The organism is Photorhabdus akhurstii, from assembly GCF_019090985.1.
GTDB lineage: Bacteria > Pseudomonadota > Gammaproteobacteria > Enterobacterales > Enterobacteriaceae > Photorhabdus > Photorhabdus akhurstii.
Window position 1 is genome coordinate 2,532,686 of the sequence record NZ_CP020335.1, and the last position, 15,473, is coordinate 2,548,158.

A 15,473-nucleotide genomic window follows, 5' to 3' on the forward strand; every position below is an offset into this window, starting at 1 on the left:
CAGATTGAACCTAGAAATAGAGGGGGATTCTACGAAGGGTATGAGCTGGATGCAATGGTTTTCTATGCAAATAACTATAAAATTTATGCATTGTTTGATGGTGAGTTTGGTGATGATGAAGTGTAGTGAGAAGCAATTTATTTTTATAAGCTTATATGAGTTATTTTTATAATGCTGTTTGTCGTATTGAGGTAAATAGGTGATAAATATGAAGTACTATGGTGTTATTACTAATTAAGTAATTTTTATTTTAATTTTTTCGATCGATCTCAAAATTTAATAAAATGATTGTGGAAAATTTCATCTCTAATTTTTATTTTGTCATGCAATATTATTGCTAAGTAATAATCATCTTTTGTTTTCATGTCAATTTGTTAAATTAATCTATTGAGTATGTAATTTCATAATGTTATAAATATTTCATTAAATTAAAACATTTAGAGTGTTTTTTAATTTATTGATTTAATTTAAGTATTTATTGAAATTTAATTGATTTTGTTAATTTTATATTCAGGTTAATATATTTTTCATTGACTTTTCTATCAGTAACTAATTAAATTTCCACAATGTGATATAAAACTAATCTTATATAAAAATAAAAAAATCATGTTGACAACGACTGCTTTGATTTATATTGTTTGTGAAAATATTACTCTGCCATTTATTAACTTGTTTTTCTTGTATATGTTTTTAATTTTCAGGAATGATTATATGTACATATGCCAAAAAATATTCTCAGATGGTTAGAGGACAACTGTCATTCAAATTCTTATCTTTTAGGTGCCGATGAATGGCTCAGTATTAAATATTCATAAAGGTTAGAACATATGAAACGTGTTCTTGTAGTGTCATATTCCCAAAGTGGTCAATTGATCGAGGTGGTAAAAAGTTTAATCTCACCCCTGCAAGAGTCTGATGAGATATACATCCGTGAAGTTGTTCTGAAACCGATTCCAGAATTTGCGTTTCCCTGGAAATTTTCCAAATTTGTTGATGTTTTCCCAGAAACAGTGCAGTTGCATCCGCCTGAGCTAGCGCCTTTGAATCTGGAAGACGAAGAACCTTTTGATTTAGTCATATTAGGCTACCAGGTTTGGTATTTATCGCCGGCTCCTCCGATAACAGCATTTCTTAAGAGTAAAGAAGGAAAGCGTGTACTTAATGGCCGACCGGTGGTGACAGTTATTGCTTGCCGAAACATGTGGTTGATAGCTCAGGAAACTGTCAAAAAATTGTTGCATGAAAGTGGAGCGTATTTGCGCGATAACGTGGTTTTTGTTGATAAAGCAAACTTTTTTGCAACAGTATTCACAACCCCAATATGGCTAATGACAGGAAAAAGACAGCCATTTCCTAGCTTACCGCGGGCGGGCGTATCGGAGGAAGATGTTAAAGATGCTCCACGTTTTGGTGATGCATTATTGGCAGCGCTCAAAACGGATAAAGAGAAAGTTGATGCTCCAATGTTGAAAGGTATGGGTGCGGCGGTTGTCGACCAAGCTTTTATTTTTGGTGAACGTGCGGCGCATCGAGGGTTTAGATTTTGGTCCGGGCTGATTTGCCGTGTAGGCAAACGAGGGATATGGGTAAGACGCTCTTTATTAGCGTTGTTTGTAACCTATTTGATATTGATGGTACTAGTTGTTTTTCCTATTTCAGTGGTTGTTCGCCGTTTGCTTACCCCATTACTTAAAGAACGTCTTAATGAATTACAGAAATACTATGAACAACCTTCTGGTTCTGCCCGCTATGATGATAAGGAGATAAATAAGTAAATGAGTAACAACGTTTATATCACTAAAGTTTCCGCGTTTATGCCGGGAAACCCAATAGATAATAATACAATGGAATCTGTTCTTGGTTTTGTTGGTGGTCGTCCGTCAAGATCTCGTCATATAGTCCTTCGCAATAATGGTATCAAATATCGCCATTATGCACTGGATCCAGAGACAGGTGAGGCAACTTATACATCTGCTCAACTAGCGGCTGAGGCAGTAAAAGGTTTGGTTGATGAACACTTCTCTTTAGACGATATGCAAATTCTGGCAGCAAGCAGTGGTACTCCTGATCAAATTATACCGGGTCATGGTCTCATGGTTCATGGAGAGCTCAAAAATAAACCATGTGAAGTTATCTCAACTTCCAGTGCTTGTGCTGCGGGTATAACAGCGATGAAATATGCTTATTTGTCCGTTCTCTCGGGAACGACAAGTAATGCGGTTTCAACAACGTCGGAAGTACCTTCCACTGTATTGCATGCCCGCAATTTCCAGAGTGAAAACGAAGCTCGGGTTGCAGAACTGGAACGACGCCCTGAAATCGCTTTTGAAAAAGATTTTCTACGTTGGATGCTTTCTGACGGCGCCGGCGCTGCTTTACTTGAAAACAAACCTCGACCTGATGGTGTTTCATTACGAATTGATTGGATAGATATTTACTCTTTTGCTAATGAGCAAGAGACATGTATGTACTCAGGTGGAGAAAAGTTAGCAGATGGCAGTTTGAAAGGTTGGGCTCAAATGAGTCAGGCTGATTGGCTTGCCTATTCTGTTTTCTGCATCAAACAAGATGTCAGATATTTAAATGAGAGGGTTGTTAAATTCACACTTACCGAACCATTGAGACGGATAGTTGCTGATCGTAATTTATCGGCAGAATCTATTGATTGGTTCTTGCCTCATTACTCATCTGAATATTTCCGCATGAAATTTGCCAAGGGTCTTGAAGATATTAATTTTGGTATTGAACAAGAGCGTTGGTTTACTAACTTAACAATGAAAGGAAATACCGGATCGGCTTCTATTTATATCATGTTGGATGAGCTTATGAAGTCGGGTAAATTGAAGAAAGATCAGCGTCTGTTATGTTTTATCCCTGAAAGTGCCAGATTCACAGGGGCATTCATGCACCTGACTGTTGTGTAAATATTTAATCTTAGTGTTAATGAAGAATGGGGAAACAACCTGTTTCCCCTCGTAATGGGTACATCTAGGAAAATACAGCGTGGAAAATTTAGAGAATCGTGTCAAAAGTGTTGTTGCAGAACAACTTGGAATACCTGAAACCCAGATTCTTAATACACAAACATTCGAGGAATTAGGTGCCGACTCGTTAGATAATGTTGAATTGATTATGGCTCTGGAAGAGCACTTCGGAATAACTATTGATGATGAAGAAGCGGAAAAAATAGTGACGATACAGAACGCCATTGATTGTATCGATTCGAAGTTGGAATCCGCTAACTAATTTGAAGAACTTTATTATCTTTATGAATAAAAAAAGCACATATGATTATCATGTGTGCCTTTTTTTGTTTTTGGTTCAATAGGGTTATTTGAACAGATCTGCGCTGATCGTGGAGGTTCCACCACTGGATTGCCATTCACGGGTAATATGGTAGTACTTAGCGCCTTTAGCCGCGGCGCGTTTAGCGACTTCATAGGAAACATCAGGCATGCTGTTGTAATAGCCTGAGAAGGTGATGGAATCAAAAGGTACCATCTGAGCAGCGCTGATTTTATTTAATTCTTGAATTTTCGTACCGTTAGGAAGGGTGACAGTGTAACGCTCACCTTTAGAATACTGGGTTTCAAAGAAGCGACCAACAGAATTACTGGTCGAAGTTGAAGAGGCTAAACCAGGAATTTCTACTTTCTTAGCCGATTCGCCACCAGCAGCCAATGCAGTGCGTCCAGAATCGGAATCTGCTGGGATAACCGCTTCATCAGCCTGAATTTGGCGTTTTGGCGCATCATCTTTATAAACATAAGCGGTAACCGTCTGATTACCGCCATCATTGATTGAAACCTGACGAACAATAAAGAAAGCCGCTGCGCCTTTTTTCTTGGCTTCTTTTGCAATGGTTTCCTTCAAATCAGGTTCAGTGTCATAAAAGCCGCTAATAGTGACCGTATCGAATGGCTCCAGCGTTACAGCTTCTGTTTTGGGTAATTCTTTGATGCCGCGAAACTCACGATATTTAGGTGAATTATCAATTTTCTCTGCATCTTTGTGATACAGATCAGCTACAACGCGCAGGTTGCCACTATTATTCAGATCATCAAGGCTTTGGATATAAAACCCATCAGCACCCATTTTGTCCGCACGACGGGAAACCGCATCGGCAGCTTCATAAATAGCATTAAAAGGGCCTGTAACCGTAATACGTTTAAACGGTTTCAGCTCTGCTGCTTTCTCCGGGGATAACTCCTGAGCTGCTTGAGCAGTGGTAATACCCGTTAATGAGAATACCGCTGCTGCAATCATCGTTGTTTTCAGCTTCATAAAAAATCCTTCCACCTTGCGCATTAAATAATAGTTGTAACTTGCTGAACATGGTTGTGTATCACATAGCCGATAATTATTACATGTAATAATAGCTAATGTCCCACGAATTTATGCTATCAGTATGAATGCAAGTTTATAGAATAGGGCGCCATAAGTTTTTAGCAACATAGGGAGTGAGCCAGTTAAAAGTGCGATTTGCACCGGTAATACTATTTATAGTACTACTTATTATAATACTACTTAGTTATTTTTTACCCATTAGCGATCGATCACCGATAATATTTTCAGTTGGTTATTAAAATATTTGTTGATAGATTTTACTGATGGCAGTAATCAAGTTAATTTAGTCGCTAAGTTAACTGTAGCAAGCAATAATCATCATTAATCTTAGGCTTTAGGAAGGGAACATTATGCGTATTGGTGTACCGAAGGAGCGACTTGTCAATGAAGCACGTGTTGCAGCCACACCGAACACTGTGGAACACCTGCTGAAATTGGGATTTAATGTCGTTGTTGAGAGTGGAGCTGGGCGTTTAGCCAGTTTTGAAGATAGTGCTTACCAACAAGTAGGTGCTGAAATTACTGATCGTCATAATATTTGGCGTTCAGATATTATTTTAAAGGTTAATGCTCCTGAGGATGACGAAATTGCATTAATGAAGGAAGAGAGTACGTTGGTTAGTTTTATCTGGCCAGCGCAAAACCCTGAGTTAATGCAGAAGCTATCAGACCGTAAAGTCACGGTGTTGGCGATGGATTCAGTACCGCGTATTTCCAGAGCACAATCGCTGGATGCGTTGAGTTCTATGGCAAATATTGCCGGTTATCGTGCAATAGTCGAAGCCGCTCACGAATTTGGCCGTTTTTTTACTGGTCAGATTACTGCGGCAGGAAAAGTCCCGCCAGCCAAAGTGATGATTATTGGCGCCGGTGTTGCTGGTTTGGCTGCTGTGGGGGCCGCAGGCAGTTTAGGCGCGATTGTTCGTGCGTTTGATACTCGTCCTGAAGTTAAAGAACAAATTCAGAGCATGGGGGCGGAGTTTCTTGAGCTGAATTTTGAAGAAGAGGCCGGTAGTGGTGACGGATATGCAAAAGTGATGTCCGAAGCCTTCATTAAAGCGGAGATGGCGCTTTTTGCTGAACAGGCAAAAGAAGTTGATATCATTGTAACAACCGCGTTAATTCCAGGGAAACCCGCTCCACGTCTTATCACCAAAGAGATGGTTGAATCCATGAAGCCGGGTAGTGTGATTGTTGATCTGGCGGCTCAGACAGGCGGCAACTGCGAATTAACGCAAGCAGATAAATTGGTTGTTACTGCAAATGGTGTGAAAATTATTGGTTACACAGATTTGCCCAGCCGTTTGCCAACACAATCTTCTCAGCTCTACGGTACTAACTTGGTTAATCTGCTCAAGTTGTTGTGTAAAGAAAAAAATGGCGAAATCAATATTGATTTTGACGATGTTGTTATTCGTGGCGTGACAGTCGTCAAAGAGGGAGAAATTACCTGGCCTGCGCCACCGATTCAAGTTTCAGCTCAGCCGCAGGCAAAACCAGCCTCGGTTAAAGCAGAAAAGCCAGCGGCGAAACCCGTTTCACCTTGGTTGAAATATGGTTTATTGGCATTGGCTGTTATCTTATTCGGTTGGTTAGCCAATGCTGCGCCAAAAGAATTCTTATCCCACTTTACTGTTTTCGCGTTAGCTTGTGTGGTGGGTTATTACGTGGTTTGGAATGTCAGCCATGCTTTGCACACACCGTTAATGTCGGTAACTAATGCCATTTCGGGGATTATTGTCGTTGGGGCGTTATTACAAATTGGTGATGGTGGATGGGTAAGTTTCTTCTCATTTATTGCTGTTCTTATTGCCAGCATTAATATCTTCGGTGGCTTCACTGTCACTCAACGTATGCTGAAAATGTTTCGTAAGGACTAAGGGGTAACTAATGTCGAGTGGAGTCGTTACAGCAGCATATATTGTTGCCGCCGTTTTATTTATTTTCAGCCTGGCAGGGTTATCTCGTCATGAGAGTTCTAAACGCGGAAATATTTTTGGTATCACCGGAATGGCAATCGCATTGATTGCGACGATTTTCGGACCTGATACCGGAAGTGTTGTCTGGATTATTCTGGCGATGGTGATCGGTGCGGTTATTGGTATTCGTCTGGCAAATAAAGTTGAAATGACTGAAATGCCGGAATTGGTTGCTATTTTGCACAGTTTTGTTGGTTTGGCCGCCGTGCTGGTCGGTTTTAATAGCTTTATTGCTCACGATAGTTTTGCAGAACCCGTGATGGAAAATATCCATCTAACAGAGGTCTTCTTAGGGGTTTTCATTGGTGCGGTTACCTTCACCGGTTCCGTTGTGGCATTTGGTAAATTATGTGGAAAAATTTCCTCTAAGCCGTTGATGTTGCCAAATCGTCATAAATTAAACCTTGCGGCGCTTGTGATCTCCTTTGTGCTGTTGATTACCTTTGTGAAAACGGAAAGTACGGGCCTGCAAGTGTTCACGTTATTGCTCATGACAGCAATCGCATTGGCGTTTGGTTGGCATTTGGTCGCTTCCATCGGTGGCGCGGATATGCCAGTGGTGGTTTCAATGCTGAACTCCTATTCGGGTTGGGCCGCAGCAGCAGCGGGTTTCATGTTGAGCAATGATTTGTTGATTGTAACGGGTGCACTGGTTGGTTCTTCGGGGGCGATTCTCTCATACATCATGTGTAAAGCGATGAACCGCTCTTTTATCAGTGTGATTGCTGGCGGGTTTGGTACTGATGGTTCTTCAACCGGTGACGAGCAGGAGATGGGCGAGTACCGCGAAACCACAGCGGAAGAAGTGGCTGAACTATTGAAAAACTCAACTTCTGTTATCATCACGCCGGGATACGGTATGGCGGTTGCTCAAGCGCAATATCCGGTACATGACATCACAGCCAAACTGCGGGAGAAGGGAGTCAACGTTCGCTTTGGTATTCATCCCGTTGCGGGACGTCTGCCTGGGCATATGAACGTGCTGTTGGCAGAAGCAAAAGTGCCTTACGACGTTGTTTTGGAAATGGATGAAATCAATGATGATTTCTCTGATACCGATACTGTGTTGGTCATTGGCGCCAACGACACCGTTAACCCTGCGGCACAGGAAGATCCCAACAGCCCGATTGCGGGTATGCCCGTTCTGGAGGTTTGGAAAGCACAAAATGTTGTTGTGTTCAAACGCTCTATGAACACAGGTTACGCCGGTGTACAAAATCCACTATTCTTTAAAGACAATAGCCAGATGTTGTTCGGTGATGCGAAGGCGAGCGTAGAGGCAATCCTGCGTGCACTGTGATTTTCTATTGTTTTAACTTACAGCTATGATGGATTTACTGTCTCTTAGTCAGATTTCTTGATTAAGAGACAGAAATTACATTCGTTGTTTTACTTTATTTGCGATTCACTAGTTATTAATGCTTAAGTTAGTGCTTATAGTTGATTTCTCGCTGGTGACGGATAGCCAAAATGTAACGCGTATTACTTCCGGGAAGTTCTCTGTATAACAATATATAGCCTGTACCACCAAAAGGGATAATTAACTCAAAGAGTGGATAAATTTCTGTTGGCCGTCCAGATAAGACGTTAGATTCCAGTGCTTGGATGTGTTTGCTAATGATACTAAGTGCCGACTTCGCAGCAACTGTATCGCGTTGATATAAGAAATCAATAAGACGATTTATATCTCTTGTTGCTGCGGGAGTGACTATTACAGATGGCATTCAGGTGGCTCCTTATCCTCGCCACGTACAATCGCATCCAGCCAATTACAAAGTTCACTGCCAGTTAAATGTAAACCGGTGGCTTCATATTCTAACCAAGCGTTTTCGGCATCACGTAAAAATTGTTGTCTGGCCTCCAAAGTATCAATTTCACTTTCGATTGAACGTACCATAAGCGAATGGGCAGAAATACCTTGCGTGTCAGCCAACGCTTTAATGCGTGTTTTTAACCCTTCATCTAAGCGAAGGGTTATTGTCTGTTTCGTTTGTTTATGCATAACCTTTCTCACAATGATATCACTAGTAACACAAATGCTATCATTAGATAGCGAGCATAACAACATTTCAGGATGTAATACATCGCACGGTTATGTGAAGAGTTCTGCGTTTGTTATTTAATTTCCAGCGTATCGTACCCCCGCCAGCGATAATTCATCACTGATAAGGTCCAGAACAGAACAAAAATCCCGACAACCCAAAAACCAACATTGCCCATATTGTCATTTAATGCCCCGATAGTGTTCCAGAAAACGCCATGCAAACCCCACTGTTCAGCGATAAGCCCAAGCGCTTCCAGCCCACCGATGAACAGTGCTACAGCAACGGAAGCCGCGGTAATGGTCATGTTGTAATAGAGTTTGCGTGTCGGTTGGGAAAACGCCCAACCATAGGCACCCACCATTACAAAATTATCCAGTGAGTCGATGAGTGCCATACCGCTGGTAAATAGCGCCGGGAATACCATCAACGACCACAGAGGAAGCCCACTGAGAGAGCCGGCGGCAGATATGCTTAATAGCCCAACTTCGGTAGCGGTGTCGAAACCCAATCCAAACAGAAAACCGACCAAATACATATGCCAGCTTTTGCTTACCAGTCGGAAGACTGAGTGAAACAGGCGCGTCATGATCCCCCCCGGCGTCGTTTCTAGTACAGTCAAATCACTTTTAGCCAGATTTTTGCCACGTTTGATCTCCTGAAACTTCTGATAAACGCTTTTTAATATCAGCAAATTAATTAGTGCTATTGCTAGCAGAAAGCAGGCCGAAACTAAGGTACCGGCAATGCCGCCATAGTCATGAATCCAGCCCATTTGATCTTTAAACGCCATAGAGGTTAGGACGATGGCGAAGCAGGCCAGAATAACAATGGTGGAATGCCCAAGAGAAAAGAATGCGCCGACAGCAATGGGTGATTTACCCTGTTGCATCAATTTACGGGTGACGTTATCAATGGCTGCGATGTGATCAGCGTCGACCGCATGGCGTAGTCCATAACCGTAAGCCAGCAGGGCCGCCCCCGTCATAACCGCATGATGACGGAAAGCGATAAATGCCCAAACCCAAGCCAGTATGTTGGCGGCAATCAAAACAACCAGAAGAGATACAGCACGTTTTTTATCCGTTAAATTATTCATATATGGAATACCTGTAAATCTGTAAATGTAAAACCCGTCTTACGGGTGATTGCTAGAAGTCCAAAAAAACAGTAAGTATTTTCTGACTTCATGACCTATAATTTTTTTACCAAGTGGGCATACTAATCAGCTTGTAATATTACCTTGGATAAATTTAAATAAGAGGTAAGAGGACTAACCTGTGTTGAAAAGAATGATCTTAATTGACATATTATGGTCTTTGTGTCAAAGATTTTTTGCTAAAAGATTATCTAAATCAATATTCGGATAGGGACAGCAGCTTTTGAATAAAGTCTGTTGGAAAAATTGTATTAAGTTATATATTGACATATAAGTTATATATTGACATAGCAGTGTGGCCGTATGGAATAACCAATGATTAGGGGGCTTTATGCAATTAACACCAAGGGAAATCGAAAAACTCATGGTATATACACTGGCTGATGTCGCATTAAAGCGTAAGTCTCGCGGTTTAAAACTCAATTATCCTGAAGCCGTTGCGATTATTACTGCGGCTGCATTGGAAGGCGCCAGAGAGGGGAAAACATTGGAAGAAGTGATGGATGATTCCAGGCATGTTCTGACTAAAGAGGATGTGATGGATGGCGTCGCTGATCTTATTCCGCATGTACAGGTTGAAGCGATATTTACTGATGGTAGTCGTTTGGTCACTGTGCATGATCCCATTCAATGATTGCTGAAACAAATTGTAAATAGCAGGAAAAATTATCTAGACAAAATATTAACTTATGTCTTGACTCACGTCTTAACGTGGAGATTTTCCGATGGAAAAAAATAATAAAGAAGATGTTACTCCGTTGGGGGGGTATATTCTGGCTAAAGACCCGATCTCCTTTAATGAAGATCGCCCGGTTATTCAATTAAAAGTTCGTAATTCAGGTGATCGTCCTATTCAGGTGGGATCTCATTTCCATTTTTTTGAAGTAAATAAAGCTTTGCAATTTAATCGTGCGGCTGCGTTTGGTAAACGACTTAATATCACAGCAACAACCGCTATCCGTTTTGAACCCGGTGATGAAATCGAGGTGTCATTAATCCCGATTGGCGGGAAACAAAACGTTTATGGATTTAATAATTTAGTCGATGGTTGGGCGGGTAAAAGTCAGGTTGTTATTGATGAGCCTGTGGAGAAAACCTGGTTACATGCCGGATAGTAGAATCGAATGAATTCAAGGTAGAATTGACGAACGTCGGAAAATCTTTCGAACAAAGGAATAAACTATGCCAACCATTTCCCGACAGGAATATGTAGGTCTTTTTGGTCCAACGACCGGCGATAAGATCCGCTTGGGTGATACCAATCTATTTATTGAAATTGAAAAAGATCTGCGTGGCTATGGTGATGAATCGGTCTATGGCGGAGGTAAATCGCTGCGTGATGGTATGGGTGCGGATAACCGTATGACCAGCGAAAACGTATTAGATTTGGTCATCACCAGCGTTACTATTTTAGATGCCCGACAAGGCGTCATTAAAGCGGATGTCGGCATAAAAGGGGGACGTATTGTCGGGATAGGTAAAAGTGGTAATCCTAACATGATGAATGGCGTTACCCCCGGTATGGTGGTTGGTGTTAGTACTGATGCTATCTCTGGTGAGCATCTCATCCTCACGGCTGCTGGTATTGATACCCATATTCACTTTATTTCTCCTCAACAGGCTGAACATGCTTTATCCAATGGGGTGACGACTTTCTTTGGCGGTGGTGTTGGCCCCACTGATGGCACTAATGGCACCACTGTCACCGCCGGTCCGTGGCATATCCATCGCATGTTGCGTGCTTTTGAAAGTTTACCGGTTAACGTAGGTATTTTGGGAAAAGGCCATGCTGCGGTGGCTATGCCGCTGGTTGAGCAGATCAAAGCGGGCGTTGCCGGGTTGAAAGTGCACGAAGACTGGGGCGCAACGAACTCCGCGTTGCGTAATGCCTTACGTGTAGCGGATGAAATGGATATCCAAGTCGCAGTGCATACTGATAGCCTGAATGAAGGCGGTTATGTTGAAGATACCATCGATGCTTTTGAAGGTCGTACCATTCATACTTTCCACACCGAAGGCGCCGGTGGCGGGCATGCACCGGATATCATTAAAGTTGCCAGTCAGATGAATGTGTTGCCTAGCTCGACTAATCCCACACTGCCTTACGGTATCAATAGCCAGGCGGAATTGTTTGATATGATTATGGTTTGCCATAACCTTAATCCCAAAGTGCCGGCCGATGTTGCATTTTCGGAAAGCCGCGTACGTCCAGAAACCATTGCTGCGGAGAATGTTTTGCACGATATGGGCGTATTGTCGATGTTTTCCAGTGATTCTCAGGCAATGGGGCGAGTGGGAGAAAACTGGCTGCGCGTGATGCAAACTGCCCATGCCATGAAAGCGGCGCGAGGCAAGTTGCCGGAGGACGCAGCACATAACGACAACTTCCGTGTATTACGTTACGTCGCCAAAATTACGATTAACCCAGCTATTGCTCAGGGCATAAGTCATGTGCTCGGTTCGGTTGAAGTGGGAAAAATGGCTGATCTTGTGCTGTGGGAGCCACGTTTTTTTGGCGTAAAACCTAAGTTGGTCATTAAAGGCGGTATGATTAATTGGGCGGTGATGGGGGACCCAAATGCTTCATTGCCGACGCCGCAGCCGACATTTTATCGTCCTATGTTTGGCGCATTGGGCAAAACCCTTCAGGAAACCTGTGTTACTTTTGTATCCCAGGCGGCGATGGAACTGGGGGTAAAAGAGAGCCTTGGTTTGGAACGTCAGGTTATGGCGGTGCGCAACTGCCGGGCTATCTCTAAGAAAGACATGGTGCGTAATGCTGAAACGCCCGCAATTGAAGTGGATGCAGAAACCTTTGCTGTCAAGGTGAATGGTGAATATGCCACCGTAAAACCGGTCAGGACAGTCGCGCTCAATCAGCGCTATTTCTTTAGTTAATCTATTTTTTGTTGCCGGTCAGAGAATATGTTTCTGGCCGGATTAACCGATCCACTCGTTCAGAGGATTATCTTATGATTGTTATTGAACAGATTCTTGGTAATGCCAAAAAGGATGTTTTCTGGCGAGATCGCTTGCAAGGGATCTCGCCGGATATCTTGGTACTTTCGCAATGGGAAGCGCAAAAAAGCCGTTGTCGTAAATCTACCCTTAATGGATTGGATTTAGGTATTTCCCTTGATCGTCATCAGGTATTGTCTGATGGCGATGTTTTATTGTGGGACGAAGCTAAAGGATTGGCGGTTATTGTTCAAATGAGCCTGCGTGATGTGATGGTTATTCATCTGAAATCATTACTGTCATTAGATTTAGAAACGGTAATGAAAACCAGCTTCGAACTTGGTCACGCTTTAGGTAATCAGCATTGGAAGTCAGTGATTAAAAACAACCAGATTTATATTCCGTTGACAGTCTCAACTAAAGTCATGGATTCAGTCATGAAAACCCACGGTTTTCATGCCTTGCCTTACTCCTTTGTTAAAGGTGAAGAGATATTGCCTTCTCTTAACAACTCAGAAGCTCGCTTATTATTCGGTGGTGCTGAGGATTCCGCGACACACGTTCATGTCGATAATACATTTCTGAACCAGCATGTGATTAAACTAAAATGAACGCTCTCCGCTTAATCAGAATCATGCAGTTTGCTGATTCAGTATTGCCTGTTGGCGCGTTTTCTTTTTCAAACGGTCTGGAATCGGCCATTCAGAGCAAAATCGTGTATGACGTGGCAACGTTAAGCGAGTTTACGCGCACAGCGTTGTTACAGGCGGTAAGTAGTGATGGCCGCGCAGTTGTGGCTGCGTGTCAGGCGCTGAATAGTGGGCAACATGATGCCGCTATCACCCATGATTGGGCGGTACTTAATCGCAAATTAAATGAAGAAAGTCGCACAATGGTCACGCGGATGGGGAAAAAATTAGCGGAGATGGCAGTTGAAGTCACTGGTGAATCGTTAATTGCATGGTGGTTAGCACAAATAAAGAGCGATATTGCCGCCGGTACCTATCCGATTACTTTGGCGGTTGTCATGAGTGCATTGGGTGCGGCTCCACGTGAAGTGATCGTCATGCATCAATATGGCGTTGCAATGACGATACTCAGTGCGGCTATACGCCTGATGCGTGTTACCCATATAGAAATTCAACGTATCTTGTTCTCATTGAATCAAGATATCGAACTGTTTTGTGATGAGGCGGAAAAGGGAGGGATTGAACAGATGACATCTTATGCACCTATGACCGATGTTCTGGCAGCGCTTCACGTTAGCGCGTTTACCCGGCTGTTCAGTAATTAACTTGATCCTGATATCGCTTTTAACCACCTCTTAATCGTGTGAGGAAATCTCTGTGAAAAAAATTACCCGAATTGGCATTGGCGGTCCGGTGGGTTCAGGCAAGACGGCCGTTATTGAAGTGATCACACCTATCTTGATCCAGCGCGGAATAAAACCTCTGATTATCACCAATGATATTGTTACCACTGAGGATGCTAAACAGGTTAAACGTACTTTGAAGGGCATTTTAGATGAAGAAAAGATACTTGGCGTGGAAACCGGTGCTTGCCCTCATACCGCGGTGCGCGAAGATCCCAGTATGAATATTGCCGCGGTAGAGGAGATGGAAGCGCGTTTTCCTGACAGCGACGTTGTGTTAATTGAAAGTGGTGGTGATAACCTGACACTCACTTTTAGTCCGGCTTTGGCAGATTTTTATATTTATGTGATTGATGTCGCTGAAGGGGAGAAAATCCCGCGCAAGAACGGACCGGGTTTGGTACAGGCCGATATTCTGGTGATCAACAAAATTGATTTAGCGCCTTATGTTGGCGCCAGCTTGGCGGTGATGGAGCATGACACTCAAGTTGTACGTGGTCAGCGTCCTTATATCCTTACCAATTGCAAAACCGGAGAGGGTGTTGAAACGTTGGTAAATATGATCATGCGTGATTTCCTGTTTACCCATTCATTACAGGCGAAGCAATGACTTCCACCAGCTCACCGCAAAATATCGGAGATGCATGTCAATGGGCGAATAATCTTGGTGTCAACGCGCCGGAACTTGCACGATTTCAGGATGAACCGCCTCAGATGGCAAGCGGTGATGTCGGTAAAAGTGGTTATTTGCGGTTGGGATTTGCCCGGCGTGGCGATCGTAGTATTTTGGCGCAAATGAAACGCCGGGTGCCTTATTTAGTGCAGCGGGCGCTGTATTGGGATGAGGCATTACCGCAGATGCCGTGTGTATTTATGATCTCCACGTCGGGATGTATCTTGCAAGGGGATAGATTGGCGCTGGACATTCATGTCGCTCCAGAGGCGTTTGGTCATGTCACGACCCAATCGGCGACTAAAATTCATTCGATGGAGAATAACTACGCAGCGCAAGTACAAACTATCCAGATAGAGCAGGGAGGCTATCTGGAAATGATGCCCGATCCGGTTATACCTCACAGTGGTTCTCGGTTTATTACCGACACTCAGATAACCATTCATCCGACCGCCACATTGATTTATTCTGAAATTATTATGTCCGGTCGCAAATACCACCTTGCTGATCAGGGGTTTAAATTTGATGTTTATTCATCACGTATTACGGCAACTGATTTTGATGGCAAGGTATTGTTTACAGAGCGTTATGTACTGGAGCCTAAAAAACAACCGTTGAACAGCGTAGGGGTGATGGGGCCGTTCCATGTGTTCGGAAACGTGATCTTGCTGACACCTCAGGTTCACCATGATCGTATTCTGGCGCGAATGACTCCTCAGTACGATGCTGAAACGGGTATAGCGAGTGGTACCAGTCGTTTACCTAATCAGTGTGGTCTAATCTTTAAGGTATTGGGAAAAGAAACTTATCAAGTTAAAGCGGGTATTCGTCTTTTTTGGCGTATAGCCCGTGAGGAGATCCTTGGTGTTACGTTACCTGAGCCGTTTATCTGGCGATAAAACCTGGGATGAAAATCTGTTTCGGGTTTTATCGCCAAATGGAT

General features: G+C 43.0%; 16 protein-coding genes. 12 read left to right on the forward strand and 4 right to left on the reverse strand.

All coding sequences use genetic code 11. From position 1 onward, the window contains the following. Positions 1–827 precede the first annotated feature (827 nt). The 3 genes from stlC (at position 828) to stlE (ending at position 3,246) form a co-directional block, all read left to right on the forward strand. Entirely contained in the window at positions 828–1,775 is a 948-nt protein-coding gene (stlC, locus tag B0X70_RS11130) for a stilbene biosynthesis aromatase StlC (protein WP_036806319.1), read from the forward strand. Further along, entirely contained in the window at positions 1,776–2,924 is a 1,149-nt protein-coding gene (gene stlD, locus B0X70_RS11135; RefSeq protein ID WP_036775639.1) for a beta-ketosynthase StlD, read from the forward strand. A 79-nt stretch (positions 2,925–3,003) separates the two neighbouring features. Next, positions 3,004–3,246: a stilbene biosynthesis acyl carrier protein StlE gene (stlE, locus tag B0X70_RS11140; protein WP_036775642.1), complete on the forward strand. Its 243-nt coding sequence runs from the start codon at positions 3,004–3,006 to the stop codon at positions 3,244–3,246. Between the two features lie 84 nt (positions 3,247–3,330). Here the strand turns inward: stlE and ydgH are convergent, their stop codons facing one another. Beyond that, positions 3,331–4,284 carry a DUF1471 family protein YdgH gene (ydgH, locus tag B0X70_RS11145; RefSeq protein ID WP_036775644.1) on the reverse strand — a complete coding sequence of 318 codons (954 nt, stop codon included), beginning with the start codon at positions 4,282–4,284 and terminating at the stop codon, positions 3,331–3,333. Positions 4,285–4,697: 413 nt separating this feature from the next. Between ydgH and pntA the strand changes: the two genes are divergently transcribed. Both pntA and pntB read left to right on the forward strand, forming a co-directional pair. Next, positions 4,698–6,227 carry a Re/Si-specific NAD(P)(+) transhydrogenase subunit alpha gene (gene pntA, locus B0X70_RS11150; protein ID WP_217471503.1) on the forward strand — a complete coding sequence of 510 codons (1,530 nt, stop codon included), beginning with the start codon at positions 4,698–4,700 and terminating at the stop codon, positions 6,225–6,227. Between the two features lie 10 nt (positions 6,228–6,237). Next, positions 6,238–7,626, forward strand: a complete 1,389-nt coding sequence (gene pntB, locus B0X70_RS11155) for a Re/Si-specific NAD(P)(+) transhydrogenase subunit beta (RefSeq protein ID WP_040150553.1) — start codon at positions 6,238–6,240, stop codon at positions 7,624–7,626. A 127-nt stretch (positions 7,627–7,753) separates the two neighbouring features. On the opposite strand, the gene B0X70_RS11160 is transcribed toward pntB, so the two are convergent. The 3 genes from B0X70_RS11160 to B0X70_RS11170 all read right to left on the reverse strand — a co-directional run bounded on the left by B0X70_RS11160 (position 7,754) and on the right by B0X70_RS11170 (position 9,467). After that, complete coding sequence (locus tag B0X70_RS11160; protein ID WP_011146423.1) at positions 7,754–8,050, reverse strand: type II toxin-antitoxin system RelE/ParE family toxin; 297 nt, start codon at positions 8,048–8,050, stop codon at positions 7,754–7,756. Next, positions 8,038–8,328 (reverse strand): CopG family ribbon-helix-helix protein, encoded by a 291-nt coding sequence (locus B0X70_RS11165; RefSeq protein ID WP_036806311.1) that lies wholly within the window; start codon positions 8,326–8,328, stop codon positions 8,038–8,040. Before B0X70_RS11165 ends, B0X70_RS11160 begins: the two co-directional genes overlap by 13 nt. A gap of 113 nt (positions 8,329–8,441) precedes the next feature. Continuing rightward, a complete protein-coding gene (locus B0X70_RS11170) occupies positions 8,442–9,467 on the reverse strand; it encodes a HoxN/HupN/NixA family nickel/cobalt transporter (protein WP_217471504.1) in 1,026 nt (341 codons plus the stop codon). A gap of 391 nt (positions 9,468–9,858) precedes the next feature. Here B0X70_RS11170 and B0X70_RS11175 point away from each other — a divergent pair, with 391 nt between their 5' ends. From B0X70_RS11175 to B0X70_RS11205, 7 genes are all read left to right on the forward strand, one after another. Continuing rightward, positions 9,859–10,161: an urease subunit gamma gene (locus tag B0X70_RS11175; protein ID WP_011146425.1), complete on the forward strand. Its 303-nt coding sequence runs from the start codon at positions 9,859–9,861 to the stop codon at positions 10,159–10,161. Between the two features lie 91 nt (positions 10,162–10,252). Then, entirely contained in the window at positions 10,253–10,642 is a 390-nt protein-coding gene (locus B0X70_RS11180) for an urease subunit beta (RefSeq protein WP_036775652.1), read from the forward strand. Between the two features lie 67 nt (positions 10,643–10,709). Next, positions 10,710–12,425 carry an urease subunit alpha gene (locus tag B0X70_RS11185; RefSeq protein ID WP_040150558.1) on the forward strand — a complete coding sequence of 572 codons (1,716 nt, stop codon included), beginning with the start codon at positions 10,710–10,712 and terminating at the stop codon, positions 12,423–12,425. Between the two features lie 74 nt (positions 12,426–12,499). Then, entirely contained in the window at positions 12,500–13,096 is a 597-nt protein-coding gene (locus B0X70_RS11190) for an urease accessory protein UreE (protein ID WP_036775655.1), read from the forward strand. Next, positions 13,093–13,779 (forward strand): urease accessory protein UreF, encoded by a 687-nt coding sequence (locus tag B0X70_RS11195; RefSeq protein ID WP_040150560.1) that lies wholly within the window; start codon positions 13,093–13,095, stop codon positions 13,777–13,779. The genes B0X70_RS11190 and B0X70_RS11195 overlap by 4 nt, the downstream gene beginning before the upstream one ends. Before the next feature lie 52 nt (positions 13,780–13,831). Further along, the gene (gene ureG / locus B0X70_RS11200) at positions 13,832–14,467 is read left to right on the forward strand and encodes an urease accessory protein UreG (protein WP_036806300.1); all 636 of its coding nucleotides are present in this window, start codon (positions 13,832–13,834) and stop codon (positions 14,465–14,467) included. Then, the gene (locus B0X70_RS11205; protein WP_217471505.1) at positions 14,464–15,429 is read left to right on the forward strand and encodes an urease accessory protein UreD; all 966 of its coding nucleotides are present in this window, start codon (positions 14,464–14,466) and stop codon (positions 15,427–15,429) included. Before ureG ends, B0X70_RS11205 begins: the two co-directional genes overlap by 4 nt. Positions 15,430–15,473: the final 44 nt, after the last annotated feature.